9 protein-coding genes are annotated in these 15,272 nt (G+C 55.1%); 2 read left to right on the forward strand and 7 right to left on the reverse strand.

Features of this window, described 5'->3' with window-relative positions:
• Window positions 1-168: 168 nt before the first annotated feature.
• Entirely contained in the window at window positions 169-1,587 is a 1,419-nt protein-coding gene (locus tag FHS30_RS00335; protein ID WP_183907240.1) for a high affinity choline transporter 1, read from the forward strand.
• Here the strand turns inward: FHS30_RS00335 and FHS30_RS00340 are convergent.
• The 6 genes from FHS30_RS00340 to ppk1 form a co-directional block, all read right to left on the reverse strand.
• Window positions 1,584-3,776, reverse strand: a complete 2,193-nt coding sequence (locus FHS30_RS00340; RefSeq protein WP_183907241.1) for a patatin-like phospholipase family protein — start codon at window positions 3,774-3,776, stop codon at window positions 1,584-1,586. The genes FHS30_RS00335 and FHS30_RS00340 overlap by 4 nt on opposite strands.
• Before the next feature lie 3 nt (window positions 3,777-3,779).
• Window positions 3,780-5,255, reverse strand: coding sequence for a 4-hydroxy-3-polyprenylbenzoate decarboxylase (gene ubiD / locus FHS30_RS00345; protein ID WP_183907242.1), 1,476 nt, complete (start codon window positions 5,253-5,255; stop codon window positions 3,780-3,782).
• Between the two features lie 50 nt (window positions 5,256-5,305).
• Window positions 5,306-6,121 carry a mechanosensitive ion channel family protein gene (locus tag FHS30_RS00350; RefSeq protein ID WP_183907243.1) on the reverse strand — a complete coding sequence of 272 codons (816 nt, stop codon included), beginning with the start codon at window positions 6,119-6,121 and terminating at the stop codon, window positions 5,306-5,308.
• Between the two features lie 67 nt (window positions 6,122-6,188).
• Window positions 6,189-7,448: a transcription termination factor Rho gene (gene rho / locus FHS30_RS00355; protein ID WP_183907244.1), complete on the reverse strand. Its 1,260-nt coding sequence runs from the start codon at window positions 7,446-7,448 to the stop codon at window positions 6,189-6,191.
• A gap of 462 nt (window positions 7,449-7,910) precedes the next feature.
• On the reverse strand, window positions 7,911-8,237 hold the full coding sequence (trxA, locus tag FHS30_RS00360; RefSeq protein ID WP_183907245.1) for a thioredoxin TrxA: 327 nt from the start codon (window positions 8,235-8,237) through the stop codon (window positions 7,911-7,913).
• Between the two features lie 157 nt (window positions 8,238-8,394).
• Entirely contained in the window at window positions 8,395-10,470 is a 2,076-nt protein-coding gene (gene ppk1 / locus FHS30_RS00365; RefSeq protein ID WP_183907246.1) for a polyphosphate kinase 1, read from the reverse strand.
• Window positions 10,471-10,612: 142 nt separating this feature from the next.
• Here ppk1 and FHS30_RS00370 point away from each other — a divergent pair, with 142 nt between their 5' ends.
• Window positions 10,613-12,724: an FAD-dependent oxidoreductase gene (locus FHS30_RS00370; RefSeq protein WP_183907247.1), complete on the forward strand. Its 2,112-nt coding sequence runs from the start codon at window positions 10,613-10,615 to the stop codon at window positions 12,722-12,724.
• A gap of 58 nt (window positions 12,725-12,782) precedes the next feature.
• Here FHS30_RS00370 and FHS30_RS00375 read toward each other — a convergent pair whose 3' ends face one another.
• Entirely contained in the window at window positions 12,783-15,179 is a 2,397-nt protein-coding gene (locus FHS30_RS00375; protein WP_183907248.1) for a response regulator, read from the reverse strand.
• Window positions 15,180-15,272: the final 93 nt, after the last annotated feature.

Below are 15,272 nucleotides of genomic sequence, written 5' to 3' on the forward strand. Positions count from 1 at the left end.
GAGCAGGTTTGCCTAATGCCTTTAGGTTAGACGACAATCGCCATTTTCGCTGCTGCACAATTATTGTGCAAGTTTGCCCTCTGGCCGGCTAACCAAAAGGGGGAGTGTGAATACGCGGGCCCTTGGGTAGACTGGTGCGCATTCTTATAACAGCCGAGAGACGGATTCATGCTACTCGAGTTTATTGCACTGTATTTGGTGATGTCTGTGGCGTTGGGGCTGTACGCGTCGCGCAAGGTTAGCAGCACTGAGGATTACGTGAGCGCCGGCCGCAGCCTGCCCTTGGCGGTGGTGATGGCCATGGTATTCGCCACCTGGTTTGGCGCCGAGACAGTGCTGGGTATTCCCGCAACCTTTATGGCCGATGATTTGGGTGGCCTGATATCGGACCCCTTTGGCACCACCTTGTGCTTGATCTTCTTCGGGCTGTTTTTGGCCAGACCACTGTACCGCATGCACCTGCTGACTATTGGCGACTACTACCGTAGCCGCTATAACCGCCCCATTGAGATGTCGGTGAGCCTCGCCATTGCCGCCTCCTATTTGGGGTGGGTGTCCGCGCAGGTGGTAGCGCTTGGGCTGGTGTTTAGCGTGCTGACCGAGGGCGTGATCACCATGGAGCAGGGTATTTTGCTCGGCACATTTATCGTCACCCTCTATACGCTGTTTGGCGGCATGTGGTCGGTGGCTTTAACCACCTCCTTTCAGATGGTGGTGATTGTGTTGGGCCTGTTGTGGATTGGCTGGCTGGTGTCGGACCTCACGGGCGGCGTGGCGCCGGTTATCGAGCATGCACGGGCCGCCGATAAATTTAATTTCTGGCCCGAATGGGAGTGGGCGGCGATCATCACCTTTGTGGCGGGGCTGCTCACCATGGCACTGGGCTCCATGCCGCAACAAGATATTTTTCAGCGGGCCAACACGGCCAAGAATGAAAACATTGCCGTGTGGGGCACGGTGTTAGGTGGCGTGATTTATTTCGTTTTCGCTGCGGTGCCCATGTTCCTCGCCTACTCGGCCAATGTAATTGACCCACAAATGACAACGGAGCTAATGGCAAAGGATCCGCAGGAGATTTTGCCCAGCTTAATTCTGAATCATTTGCCGCTGTATGCGCAGGTGATTTTCTATGGCGCACTGTTGTCGGTCATTATGAGTACGGCGTCGGGTACTATGCTGGCGCCTTCGGTGACCATTTCTGAAAACATTATTAAGGAAATGTTGCCTGAAGATTACTTAAACGACCGCCAATTTTTGTGGATGACGCGTGCGGTGGTGGTGGTGTTTGCGATACTGGTGGCGTTTTACGCCCTCTATTCTCTAGAGCAGTCCACGTCTATTCACCACATGGTGGAGAACGCCTACAAGGTCACCATGGTGATGGCATTGGCACCGCTGTTGGCGGGTATCTACTGGAAAAAGACCAGCAGCTTCGGCGTTGGCTTGGGCCTCATTGTGGGCGTGTCTGTTTGGATAGTGTCGGAGTGGTTGTGGGCTGACGCTGTGGTGCCGCCCCACTTTTCTGGGTTTTTGGCAGCCACAGCGTGTTTAATTGCGGGCAGTTTATTTCGACCGGCGACGCGCTAGAGGGAGCGGCCGATGGAGAAGTAGACGGACTGCTGGTCGGCGGAATTATAGCCGTAGCTCAAGAGCACCGGCCCGAGTGCTGAGTCCATGGCCACGCCCAAGCTGCCGGCGGTAACTTCGCCCATGTCAAAGGGGATGATGCTGCCGGGATTATTCCACGCGCGCCCGTATTCGAGCGATACCACAAAGTAGTAGCGGGTGTCGAACACCAGCAGCGGCGAATTTAATAATCGCAAATAAAAGAGCGCGCCCAGGTCGTGATTTTGCGTGACTATGCTACTTTCTGGCATGCCCGAAATGCGCCCAAAACCCCCGAGAAAATAATTGCTAGACGGCAGTGCATTGGCGCCGTTGGCGCGCACACTTTGCGCGCGCGCGATGAATGTATTTTTGCCAACGGTATGGGCGTGTGACAAAAACGCTTCCGTTTCAAAGTAGTCGGCGTGCTCGAATTCCTGATCGTAGTATTTCCGGTAGGCCAAATTGACGCGGCTGCCCTGCGTAGGGAAGTAGATGTTGTCTTCGCTGTCGTACTGCAACACCACATCGGTGAAATATTGTTGATAGCTGCTGTGCTCGGTGTCGGAAACGCCCGCTGTGACATTCAAGCGGCCATCGGCGGCGCCGAGGTTTACGCTGATATCGGTAAATTGATTAAATTGATAGCCACCGGAAAGGGTGCCGGTAATGCGGCGATCGCGCACTAACAAACGCTGGGCATCAAGTCCGTTATCGTAAACAGGAATGTCGCGCGCCAAATATTCCACGCTCGGTTTTAGATAAACCGGTGACTGATAATTCATCGGTAAGAAAAATTCTGACGATAGGCGAATATCATTGCCCAGTTGGATTTGGCTAAACCATTCGGCGCCGTAATCGGTGATGCCCGTCTGGTTATAGGCCAGCGCAATGTTGTAATAGTTGTCGCCAGTGAAGTTATCGCTGGCATTGAAGCCAAAGCGAATAAAACCCTTGTGGCGCGTGTCGCCTTCCATGACGAGGTGCAACTGCTTGCCCGGCCCGTCACTCAAGAGTTGATAGGTGATGGAGTTGAAGTAGTCGAGGCCGTAGAGCGTATTGATATTTTGCTCTAAGGTAGCGCGATCAAACGGCGCACCCACTTGTTGTTGAATGTACGACAACAGCGCTTGATCGTTGAGGTAGCTGTCGTTGGTCAAGCTGATGCCGGTGATGAGTGGCGCGGGATCAACGTCGATACTCGGTGTGGGTGCGGCGCGCCCACCGGCCAAACTGGCGAGGTGTTCGCGCGCGCCCATGGCAGCTTGATAGCCCAATTCAATGGCGTCCACTGCGCGGGTAAAATCCAGCGAGGTAATGTCCTGCAGGTCGGGTTGTAGCAGGCGATCATCGCGGGTTAGCTTGGCTATTTGCTCCTTGACGTTTTTGATGGTGAGAAAGGTGGTGACTTGATTAGAGATGGCAAACACGTTGCCCAAATCTTCAGCGGCACTTAAGGGCGAACCGATATCCACGGCAATGATACGCTCGGCGCCGAGTGCGCGCGCCACATCCACCGGCATGTTATTGGCCATGCCGCCGTCGGCCAGGAGCCGGCCCTGCAAGTGCGAGGGCGTGAGCATGCCGGGGATCGACATGCTGGCGCGAATGGCTTGCGCTAATGAGCCTTCGGCGAGCACCACCTGCTGACCCGTTTCTAAGTCGGTGGCGATGGCGCGAAACGGAATGGGCAGTTCATCGAAATGTTTGATGTCGTTGGTGTGGCGAAAAATATCTTGCAACACCAAGTCGAGATTCTGGCCGTCGAGTACGCCCGCGGGCAACCGAATTTCACCATTCACAACCGTCAGTTTTGTGCGTAAAAGGTGGCGTCGATCGTCCTGTTTGCGCCTGAAGGTGAGGTCTTGTCGGGGCGGCGTATCGGTGAGTGCGTGCCCCCAATCGAGCTCGGTACCCAGCGCCTCGATTTGTTCAATGCTGTAGCCGCTGGCGTACATGGCGCCGATGATAGCCCCCATGCTGGTGCCCGTGACGATATCCACTTCGATACCCTGTTCCTCAAGCGCCCGCAGCACTCCGATGTGGGCGAGCCCGCGCGCGGCGCCGCCGCTGAGAACCAAGCCTATGCGTTTGCCGTCGGCATCTTTGGCGTGTGCGGGCAGGCACAGCGCGGCGCTCGCGAGCAGTGCGAGAATTGTGCGTAACAACATGAATTAATCCTTCAGGGGTATGCCCAAGTCCGACCAAATGTCGTCGATTTTTTTGACCACGGCGGGATCGCGGCTAATGGGTTCACCCCACTCTCGATCCGTTTCACCGGGCCACTTGTTGGTGGCATCCATGCCCATCTTTGATCCCAACCCCGACACGGGCGAGGCAAAGTCTAAATAATCGATGGGCGTGTTTTCCACCAGCGTGGTGTCGCGGGCTGGGTCCATGCGCGTGGTGATGGCCCAGATCACGTCGTTCCAATCGCGGGCGTTGACGTCGTCGTCGGTCACTATCACAAATTTTGTGTACATAAATTGCCGCAAAAACGACCAGACCGCCATCATCACGCGCTTGGCGTGACCGGCGTATTGCTTCTTGATGGTGACGATGGCCAAGCGATAGGAGCAGCCTTCGGGTGGCAAATAGAAGTCCACAATTTCCGGAAACTGTTTTTGCAAAATGGGCACAAACACTTCGTTCAATGCCTCGCCAAGCACGGCCGGTTCATCTGGCGGGCGGCCTGTGTAGGTGGAGTGATAGATGGCGTCTCGACGCTGACAGATGCGCTCAACGGTGAATACGGGAAAGCGATCCACCTCATTGTAGTAGCCGGTGTGATCGCCAAAGGGGCCTTCGTCGGCCAGCTCGGTGGGATCAATGGTGCCCTCTAAAATAATTTCGGCGCTCGCGGGTACTTGCAGATCGCTGAGCTCGGCATCCACCACCTGGGTCTTTTCGCCGCGCAATAAACCGGCAAAGGCGTATTCAGACAAGGTGTCGGGCACCGGCGTCACAGCCCCCAAAATGGTGGCTGGGTCTGCACCCAAGGCCACGGCTACGGGAAATTTTTTGCCGGGGTTGGCCTTGCACCACTCGCGAAAATCAAGCGCGCCACCGCGGTGGGAAAGCCAGCGCATAATGAGTTTATTTTTGCCGATCAACTGCATGCGATAGATGCCGAGATTTTGTCGCGTTTTATGTGGGCCGCGGGTAATGACGAGCGGCCAGGTAACCAGAGGCGCGGCATCGCCAGGCCAGCAGGTTTGAATCGGCAGTTGATACAGGTCGACGTCGGCGCCTGTGGCCACCTGTTGCTGCCAGGCGGCTTTGCCCACCACCTTGGGTGACATGTGGAGTACTTGCTTAAAGATGGGCAGCTTTTCCCACGCGTCTTTAAAGCCCTGTGGTGGCTCGGGTTCTTTCAGGTAGGCCAACATTTTGCCCACTTCGCGCAGCTGCTGCACGCTCTCTTCACCCATGCCCAAGGCCACGCGCTCGGGCGTGCCAAACAGGTTGGCCAGCACCGGCATGTCATAGCCCACGGGATTTTCAAATAAAATGGCTGGGCCACCGGCACGCAGGGTGCGGTCGCAAATCTCAGTCATTTCAAGTTTGGGGTCCACAGGGTGGCTGACGCGCACCAGCAGGCCGCGTGTTTCCAGTTGCTGAATAAAATCGCGTAAGTCGGAGTATTTCAAAAGTATTGCCCTCTCACAGAGGGCAATACCTTAGCACAAGCGAGAGGCGGTTAAGAGGCCTGGTGCAGGTGCACATCGCGCTGCGGAAAGGGAATGGAAATGCCGTTGGCATCGAAGGATTTTTTAATGTGTTCGTGCATGTAATAAAACACCGGCCAGTAGTTATCGGTACTGGTCCAGACCCGCACATTGAAATTGACCGAGCTGTCGGCCAGGGCCGAAATGGCAATCAGCGGTTCGCGCCCCTCTTCATCCTTGATAATCATGTCATTGCCGGCGATGACCTGATGGATGGCGTCGCGGGCTTTGTCGATGCTGTCGCCATAGCCGATGCCAAACACCATGTCGACCCGGCGGTGCGATTGGGCTGAGTAATTAATGATGTTGCCGTTGGCCAGTGGGCCATTGGGGACAAAGATGAGTTTGTTGTCGCCAGTGACGATGCGGGTGGTAAAAATTTGAATGTCTTTGACCTTGCCTAAGATGCCCTGCGCCTCGATGACATCGCCTGCTTTAAAAGGTTTAAACAGTAAAATCAACACGCCACCGGCGAAATTGGACAGGCTGCCCTGCAGTGCCAAGCCCACTGCCAAGCCAGCCGCACCGAGCACCGCGACAAAGGAGGTGGTCTGCACGCCGATCATGGATGCCACGCTGATAATCAGCATGACTTTCAAAATTGAGCCGATCAGGCTGCCTAAAAACTTTCGCAGCGTAACCTCGGTATTACTTTTTTCGAGGCCTTTGTCGAGCACGCTCACCAGTACGCCAATCAGTTTCCAGCCAATCCAGAGTACCAATAGCGCCAACAGAGCCTTGGGGCCATAGGTGACTGCGACGCTTTCAAGTTTACTCATCCAATCCATCGTTAGCTCCTTTCATCGGGGTGAAAAACTGTCCAAAAAAACAAAGCCCGCGGTTGCGGGCTTTTTGTTACTTGCGTTTCATTGACATGAAGAACTCGTCATTAGACTTAAAGCCTTTGAGCTTGTCGGTCATAAATTCGGTGGCGCTCAGATCTTCCATATCGTGCAATAGCTTGCGCAAAATCCACACGCGCTGCATTTCGTCTTCTTTCATCAGCAGGTCTTCGCGGCGGGTACCGGAGCGGCGAATGTTGATGGCCGGGTAGACCCGCTTTTCGGCAATCTTGCGATCTAGGTGCAACTCTTGGTTGCCGGTGCCTTTAAATTCTTCGTAGATGACTTCATCCATTTTTGAGCCGGTATCGACCAGCGTGGTGGCGACGATTGTCAGGCTGCCGCCCTCTTCGATGTTGCGCGCTGCACCAAAGAAACGCTTGGGTTTTTCCAGTGCGTGGGCATCGACACCGCCGGTCAGTACTTTGCCGGAGGATGGGATGACGGTGTTGTAGGCGCGCGCTAGACGGGTAATGGAGTCCAGCAGAATGATCACGTCTTTCTTGTGCTCTACGAGGCGCTTGGCTTTTTCGATCACCATTTCGGCCACTTGAACGTGGCGGGCTGGGGGTTCATCGAAGGTTGAGGCCACCACTTCGCCGCGCACGCTGCGCTGCATTTCGGTCACTTCCTCTGGGCGCTCGTCAATCAGCAGGACGATCAGGTGGCACTCTGGGTTGTTGCGTGTAATGGCCTGTGCGATGTTCTGCATCATGATGGTCTTACCGGCTTTCGGCGGTGCTACGATCAAGCCGCGCTGGCCTTTGCCGATGGGGGCAATCAAATCGATGATGCGACCGGTGAGATCTTCGGTGGAGCCATTGCCCGCTTCCAGCACTAAGCGCTCGTTGGGAAACAGAGGCGTCAAATTTTCGAACAGAATCTTATTGCGCGAGTTTTCGGGCTTGTCGAAGTTGATGTCGTTGACTTTCAAGAGTGCGAAATAGCGCTCACCTTCTTTGGGCGGGCGGATTTTACCGGAGACGCTATCGCCGGTGCGCAAGTTAAAGCGGCGAATTTGGCTGGGTGATACGTAGATATCATCGGGCCCGGCTAAATAGGAGCTGTCTGACGAACGCAAAAAACCGAATCCATCTTGCAAAATTTCTAACACGCCGTCGCCGTAGATATCTTCGCCGCTTTTGGCGTGGCGTTTAAGGATGTTGAAAATAATGTCTTGTTTGCGTGAACGCGCCAGATTTTCGAGGCCCATGCCTTTGGCGATTTCTAGCAACTCTTCGATGGGTTTTGTTTTAAGGTCGGTAAGATTCATAAGAAAGTGCTTTATGGGGGATAAGGGAAGCCGTTACCGCAAGTTGTGCGCGGCGGGAGGCTTTTGCTTTAAAAAAGAAGTTAAAAAAATATTCAATATAAAACAGCTGGCTGAATTAATCGGGAGTGACTCTTTGTTTTATTAACAGTTTGTTTTATTTACAAATGTTTAATCGGTTTTCGATTTGTTATTCGTCCGGCTGTCGTCAGTCAGGTTGTAGCCAATGATCAGACGGTGTGCTGGAGCAATAGGCGGTGCGCGTTCGGGGGTAGGCGCAAATGCCAATAATCTGTAGCTGTCCCAGGGTAGTTCCGAGCGGTTTTGTGGCCGGATGGGCCCTTTGTTCTTACGTAGCGATCGGGGGAAGGTACAGACGGGATACTCAAAGTTGGGCTGAGTATAAACGCATATTTCCAATAGTGCAAAAACTGAGCGCCGCTTTTTTAAGCGGCGCTACAGGGATTACAGTGCAGAGTTGATGAACTCGACCAGCTGAGACTTAGACAGGGCGCCCACTTTCATGGAGTCCATCTGACCGTCTTTGAAGATCATCAGCGTGGGGATGCCACGAATGTTGAACTTGGCTGGGGTTTCTTTGTTGGCATCAACGTCCATTTTGGCAATGGTGATCTTGCCGGCTAGCTCGCCAGCCAGTTCGTCCAGTACCGGGGCAATCATCTTGCACGGGCCGCACCAGGCTGCCCAAAAGTCCACCAGAACTGGGCCTTCAGCCTTGAGTACGTCAGCTTCAAAGCTAGCGTCGGATACGTGAACGATAGCGTCACTCATTGGGAAATCTCCGTTGGTTCTAAGGTCGTACACCGAGTCATTAAGCCGAGCATCATAAAGTCAGAGCGTAGTCCGTACAAGCTGGCTTTTCCGTTTCGACCGAGTATTTGCGGTAAGAGCAGAGATAATGGGGTCAAAATCGGGTATTTAAAGGGCTTTATTTTGTCAGCTCGCTCAGCAGGTACTGCTGGGCTGAGGGTTGCTGCTCGCCCTCTGCGGCCTGCAGGCGAATGTACGAGCCGTCGGTGGCTAGCTGCCAGCCTTGGTGGTTGTCGGCGACGTAGCTATTGAGGTCGGCCATCAAGCGCCGCACCAGGGCAGGCTCTTCGACGGGGAAGCAAACCTCCACGCGCCGATTTAAGTTGCGCTCCATTAAATCGGCGCTGCCACAATAGAGGCCGGGCTGACTGTTGGCGAAATAAAACACCCGGCTGTGTTCCAGAAAGCGACCCACCACCGAGGTGACACGTATGTTATCTGAGACGCCAGCGACGCCGGGCCGCAGGCAGCACATGCCGCGAATGATGAGGTCTACCTGAACGCCAGCCTGGGAGGCGCGGTACAGGCTTTGAATCACCTTGGGCTCGGTCAGGCCGTTGCACTTAATGATGATGCGCCCCTCGCCGCCCGCTTCGACGGCTTTGATTTCGGCATCGATCATGCGCAGCAGTTGGCGCTTGAGGGTAAAGGGGGCATTCAGCAATTTTTGTGGGCGCTCGGTTTTGCCCATGCCGGTGAGCTGTTGAAAGATGATGTGCACATCGGCACCTAACACCTCGTCGGCAGACATCAGCGAATAGTCGGTATACAAGCGGGCGTTGCCGCTGTGGTAGTTGCCTGAGCCCAGGTGCACGTAGCGGCGCAGCTTGCCGTTTTCGCGCCGCACGATGAGGATCATTTTGGCGTGGGTTTTATAGCCCACGACGCCGTACACCACCACCGCGCCCGCCTCTTGCAAGCGACTCGCCAGTTCGAGGTTTTCCTCTTCGTCAAAGCGCGCGCGCAATTCCACCACGGCGGTGACTTCTTTTCCGTTGCGTGCGGCTTCCAGCAGGGCGTCCACGATGGGCGAGCTAGAGCCGGTGCGGTACAGGGTTTGTTTAATGGCCAGCACGTCGGGATCTTTGGCGGCTTGGCTCAGCAGCTCCACCACCGGCGTGAACGATTCAAAGGGGTGGTGCAACAGTTGATCGCGGTGGGCGATGGCTTGAAAGATGTTGTCTTTGCGCGTTAACCCCTTGGGAATGGTTTGCACGAACGGCGTGTACTGCAGATCGGGCCGGTTGAGTTCTTTTTCGGCATCCATCAAGCGCTTAAAATTCACCGGCCCGTTGACCAAATACAGCTCTTGCTGGCTGAGCCCGGTTTCGCGCAACAGGAAGTGAATCAGTGGCTCGGGGCAGTCGTCGACCACCTCCAATCGCACCGCGTTACCAAAGCGGCGCGAGTGAAGTTCACCGCGCAATGCGCGCGCCAGGTCGGCCACGCCTTCGGTGTCAAAATCCAGGTCGGCATTGCGGGTGATGCGAAACTGATAACAGCCCTTGATGGTCATGCCGGCAAACAGCTTGTCGGCATTGGCGTGAATGATGCTCGATAGAAACACGAAATTATCGCCGCCCTCCACCAGCTCGTCCGGAATTTTCAAGATGCGTGGTAGGGATCGGGGGGCGGGCACAACGGCCAGCCCCGTCTCGCGACCAAAGGCGTCCTGTCCTTCCAGCGACACAATAAAATTCAGGCTTTTGTTCACCAGCCGTGGAAACGGGTGGGCGGGATCGAGGCCGATAGGGCTGATGATGGGCAACACATCGGACTCAAAAAATGCATTGGCCCAGTCACTCTGGGCCTCGGTCCATTGGCTGCGAGGGATAAAGTGAATATGCTCTTCTGCCAGTGCGGGCAGTATGACGTCGTTCAAAATGCGGTATTGTTCGTCCACCAGCTCGTGGCACTGTTGGCTGATGGCGGCCAAGACTTCCTGCGGACTGGAGCCGTCTAGCTCGGTGATTTCACGTTCCATGGCGATGCGTTGGCGCAGGCCTGCCACGCGGATTTCAAAAAATTCGTCAAGGTTGGCGGAGCAGATGAGCAGGAATTTCAGCCGCTCTAACAGCGGGTGCGAGGTATCTAATGCTTGGTCTAGCACTCGTCGATTAAAATGTAAGTGGCTCAGCTCACGGTTGAGGTAATAGCTGGGATTGTCCAGAAATTCACAGACCAAATCGTTCATGAGGTACCAAGGCTTGCTAGGGTGTGTGGGCGGCACGCGCCAATCTTGTGGGGGCTGATCCAACAGCGCCTGTAACAAGTATAGTGAACCGGCGTCAAAACAGCCGCATCCTACACCCACCTAAAAGAAATTGTGTATTCCTATGAAGAAAATATTGCTGCTCGTTGCCATTGTATTGGGCCTTGGCGCCTTTTATGGACTGGGAGGCGAGGCCTTGCTAGAGCCGGAGCTATACCGCCGCTGGCTACAACAACAACCGCTAATGGCAGCATTGGGATTTGCGGCGATTTATATTTTAGTGACAGCGCTATCGCTGCCGGGCGCCGCGCTATTGACCCTGATCGCGGGCGGTTTGTTTGGGTTGGGCTGGGGCCTGTTGATTGTCTCCTTCGCCTCTACCGTGGGCGCCACCCTGGCGTTTTTAACAGCCCGGCTGCTGTTGCGCGATTGGGTGCAGGCGAAATTCGCACGCCAGCTGGACACCATTAATCGCGGTGTGGAGAAAGACGGTGCCTTCTACCTGTTTACCTTGCGCCTGATTCCCTTGGTGCCCTTTTTTGTTATCAATCTGGTGTTTGGGTTAACTCGCGTAAAAACCTGGACTTTCTATTGGGTGAGTCAGCTGGGCATGCTGGCGGGTACGGCAGTCTATGTGAATGCGGGCGCAGAGTTGGGGCAGCTCGATGAATTGTCGGTGAGCGGCATTTTGTCGAAGGAAATTTTATTAGCTTTTGTGTTGTTGGCGACCTTTCCTTGGCTAGCGAAAGGCCTGATGGGGCAAATCAATCGCTGGCGCGTGTATGGCCCCTACGCAAAGCCGCGGGCCTTTGACACCAATCTTGTGGTGATCGGTGCCGGCAGTGCGGGCTTGGTGTCGGCCTATATCGCAGCGGCGGTGAAGGCGAAGGTCACGCTCATCGAAAAACATAAAATGGGCGGCGATTGCCTCAACACCGGTTGCGTGCCGTCCAAGGCATTGATTCGCGCCGCGGCCGTGGCGCAAAGCTTGCGCGACGCCGATCAATTTGGCGTCAAAGCCGTGGCACCTGAGGTGGATTTTGCGGCGGTGATGGCGCGCGTGCACAAGGTGATTGCACAGGTGGAGCCGCACGATTCCATTGAGCGCTACACCCAGTTGGGCGTTGATTGCGTCACCGGTAGCGCCACGTTGCGATCGCCCTGGGAAGTCGAGGTGAACGGCCAAATTATCCGCACGCGGGCCATTATTTTGGCCACGGGCGCGCGGCCGGCCATTCCGTCCTTGGCGGGTTTGGATGCCGTGGACTATTACACCTCCGACACTATTTGGAACTTGCGGCGCAATCCGGGCCGGCTGCTGGTGTTGGGTGCCGGCCCCATCGGCTGTGAGCTGGCGCAGGCCTTTGCACGCTTGGGCGCGCAGGTCACTTTGCTGGGCCGCTCGTCACGCATCATGCCGCGCGAAGACGAAGACGTGGCCGCGGTTGTCGCGCAAGTGTTTGCGCGAGAGCAGATCACAGTGATTACGGGCGCTGAGGCGCAGGCGGTCAGCCAGATGGATGACGGTAAGCTGCTCACCTATAGACAAGATGGCAACACTTGCACCTTGGCCTTCGATACCCTGCTCGTGGCGGTGGGCCGCCAGCCCAATGTCACGGGGTTTGGTGCCGAGTCCTTGGGGTTGGCGGTGACCGATCGAGGCACCTTGGCTGTGGACGATAAGTTGCGCACGCGCTTCCCGAATATTTACGCCTGCGGTGATTTGGTGGGCCCCTACCAGTTCACCCACATGGCCTCGCACCAAGCGTGGTACGCCGCGGTAAATGCGCTCTTTAGTCCGTTAAAGTCGTTTAAGGTTGATTACCGCGTGGTGCCCTGGGCAACCTTTACTGCGCCAGAAGTTGCGCGTGTGGGTTTGAGCGAAGCGGAGGCACAACAGCAGGGCATTGCCTATGAAGTGACGCGCTATGGCTTGGATGATTTGGATCGCGCGCTGGCCGATGGCGCCGCCGAAGGGTTTGTGAAAGTTTTGACGGCCAAGGGCAAAGATCGCATTTTAGGCGCGGCCATCGTTGGCTACCACGCCAGCGATTTGATTACCGAATTTGTGTCGGCCATGAAGCACGGGCACGGCATGAACAGTATTTTGGGCACCATCCACATTTATCCAACGGTGAGCGAGGCCAACAAGTTTGCCGCAGGTAATTGGAAGCGCGCCCACGCACCCGAAACATTGCTTAACTGGGTGCAAAAGTTCCACCGGTTTCGCCGCTAAGGTGGCGCGCAGTCGGCGTTGAAAATGCAAAGCGATGGCGCAAATGTCCGTATTCGCGTTAAAACATGGCCTGCGTGTGGGTTTTCAGTAGCCCTACTTTTTCGAATGCCTGCTTGAGCGCATCAACCGTCACAGGTTTGCTCAAGTAGTGATTCATTCCGCAGGCATATACGGCCTCTCGGTGTTCCTGCATCGCGTGGGCAGTTAGTGCAACGATGATGGAGTCGGGCAACATGTTGCGGCGCTCGTATTCGCGAATGGAGCGGGTGGCTTCGAAGCCATCCATCTCTGGCATTTCACAGTCCATTAATACCAAGTCAAAGTTGGCGTCGGGTGCGGTCACTGCAGACAATGCCATGCGACCATTTTCTACCACCGTAGGCGTTATGCCAAACTTGCCCAGTAGGCCGGTAATGACCATGCGATTGACTTGATTATCCTCCGCCACCAGCACTTTGAGGTGGGCGTATAAATTGCTATTGCTGTCTATTTTTGCCGCCGTTTGTGCCGATGCATGGCCCAGCAGGTCGGCTAAAATTAATTTTAATTTTTTGGGCGTCACCGGCTTGCGCCTAACTTGTTTGACCCCGGCCTGCGCGATTTTTTCAGGGTCGGGCATGGTGTCGCCGCCCGTTTGAATAGCCACCGGCAAATTTTTATTGGTCACCCGCGCTCGTATCTTTTTGCTCAGCTCCAGTGCGTCGATATCCGGCATATCATTGTCTAAATAGGCGAAATCCAAGGGCGGGCAGTCGGCGCTTTCGAGCAGTGCGAGGGTTTCTGGCTCGTTGGTGGTTTGATGTACTTCAATGCCCCAGCTGCGACAATGTTGATTGATGATACCGGCTAGGTAGTTGTTGTCTTCCACCACTAGCAAGTGCTTATCGCGCATCAAATCGGCGGGCAGCTCACTCTGGTCGATTTCGGGTGAGTTGGCGAGCGCGAAGCGCGCGGTAAACCAAAAGGTGGAACCTTCGCCCTCGGCGGAGTCAACACCGATTTCGCCGCCCATTATTTCTGCGAGCCGTTTGCAAATGGCTAAGCCGAGACCGGTGCCGCCAAATTTACGGGTGGTTGAACTGTCGGCTTGGCTAAAGGACTGGAACAGCCGCGCAATGCCATCGTCATTGATGCCAATGCCGCTATCGCGAATACTGAAACAAATGAGTGGATCTTCTTCGCCCTGCTTGCGCAGCCAGCGCGCTTCCACAATGACAAAGCCGTCGCTGGTAAATTTAAAGGCGTTGCCGATTAAATTGATCAGCACCTGACGCAAACGGGTTTGATCGCCCAATAGGTGCAGGGGCGTGCCCGGTGCCACACTGCCAATTAATTCGATATGGCGTTTATTGGCGGTCGCTCCAAACAATTGTACGCAGTCTTCTAGCAGGTCTTCCAAATTGAAGGGGCTCGACTCAAGCTCCATCTTACCGGCTTCAATTTTCGAGTAGTCCAAAATGTCATTGATGATGTCGATCAGCGTCTCGCCGGAGCGGTGGATGACATCAAGGTAGTGCTGTTGGGTCGTGTTGAGTGGTGTGTCGCGCAGTAGCTCAACCATGCCGATCACGCCGTTCATGGGCGTGCGAATTTCATGGCTCATGGTGGCGAGGAATTGACTCTTGGCGCGGTTGGCCGTTTCCGCCACGGCCTTTTGCCGCTCGGATTCCATCTTCTGCTGTTTCTCAGTGAGCAGCGCGGTTTCGATGGCTTGGCGCTGTTCAATATCCTCCAGCAGTGAGTTGCGCATTTGATTAAACGCGTTGACCACATTGTCGAGTTCATCGGGTTGCTCTGGGTCTTTGTGGCGCTTTAATTTCAGCGGCGTGGAGAGATTGTCCAAGCTCAATTGGCGCGCGTATTGGGCAATGGTTTCCATGTGCCGCGTGAGCAGTGAGCGCACTAGCCACAAAATGAATAGCGAAATGAGCAGGGTTTTCGTACCTTGCAGCGCGCCGATATACAGGGCCCGCTCCCAGAGTTTGTTGTACACGCTGTTGAGGCTAGCGGTGATGATCAGCTTGCCGAGTTCTTGTGCAGGAGTGTTGGGATCTGAATACACCAGTGGGTACTCTTTCACCAAGGTGCGTTGATTAATATCACTGCTGGTGTCTACGTCGACGTTGCCGGAGCTTGCACTCATGGCTTGGTCCACATTGTTCCAATCGCGCCATACGACCGTGACTTGGGCCACGTCTTCCACCTCCAGCACCGACTGGATTTGGACGTTGAGTTGTTCTTCGTCGAAGCCCCACAAGCTTTTAGTGATGGACGGCAAGGTACTAATACGCACTTGATCGAGCCGTTTGTTCAGGGCGTCGATGTCATCGTGAAAGCTGACATAGAGCTGTACCAAAATAGCGAACAGCGCCATGGCTGAGCTACTGATGATAATCAGCGCCAGCAAGCGCGTGGCAATGGGGTTTTCGCGGCGGTAGCGTGTCAGACTGAACATTGCTGAAGGCAGATTCCTTGGTCGGGCATTGGGCTCGAGCGGTGGCTGACCGAGCGCAGCCCGCCCCAGCAAGTGTAGCAGCTAAATCTGGGT

Source organism: Simiduia aestuariiviva, from assembly GCF_014192475.1.
Classification (GTDB): domain Bacteria; phylum Pseudomonadota; class Gammaproteobacteria; order Pseudomonadales; family Cellvibrionaceae; genus Simiduia; species Simiduia aestuariiviva.

Coding starts and splice junctions, on each gene's coding strand:
- FHS30_RS00335 (WP_183907240.1), top strand. CDS start 169: ATGCTACTCGAGTTTATTGCACTGTATTTGGTGATGTCTGTGGCGTTG.
- FHS30_RS00340 (WP_183907241.1), bottom strand. CDS start 3,776: ATGTTGTTACGCACAATTCTCGCACTGCTCGCGAGCGCCGCGCTGTGC.
- FHS30_RS00350 (WP_183907243.1), bottom strand. CDS start 6,121: ATGGATTGGATGAGTAAACTTGAAAGCGTCGCAGTCACCTATGGCCCC.
- rho (WP_183907244.1), bottom strand. CDS start 7,448: ATGAATCTTACCGACCTTAAAACAAAACCCATCGAAGAGTTGCTAGAA.
- trxA (WP_183907245.1), bottom strand. CDS start 8,237: ATGAGTGACGCTATCGTTCACGTATCCGACGCTAGCTTTGAAGCTGAC.
- ppk1 (WP_183907246.1), bottom strand. CDS start 10,470: ATGAACGATTTGGTCTGTGAATTTCTGGACAATCCCAGCTATTACCTC.
- FHS30_RS00370 (WP_183907247.1), top strand. CDS start 10,613: ATGAAGAAAATATTGCTGCTCGTTGCCATTGTATTGGGCCTTGGCGCC.
- FHS30_RS00375 (WP_183907248.1), bottom strand. CDS start 15,179: ATGTTCAGTCTGACACGCTACCGCCGCGAAAACCCCATTGCCACGCGC.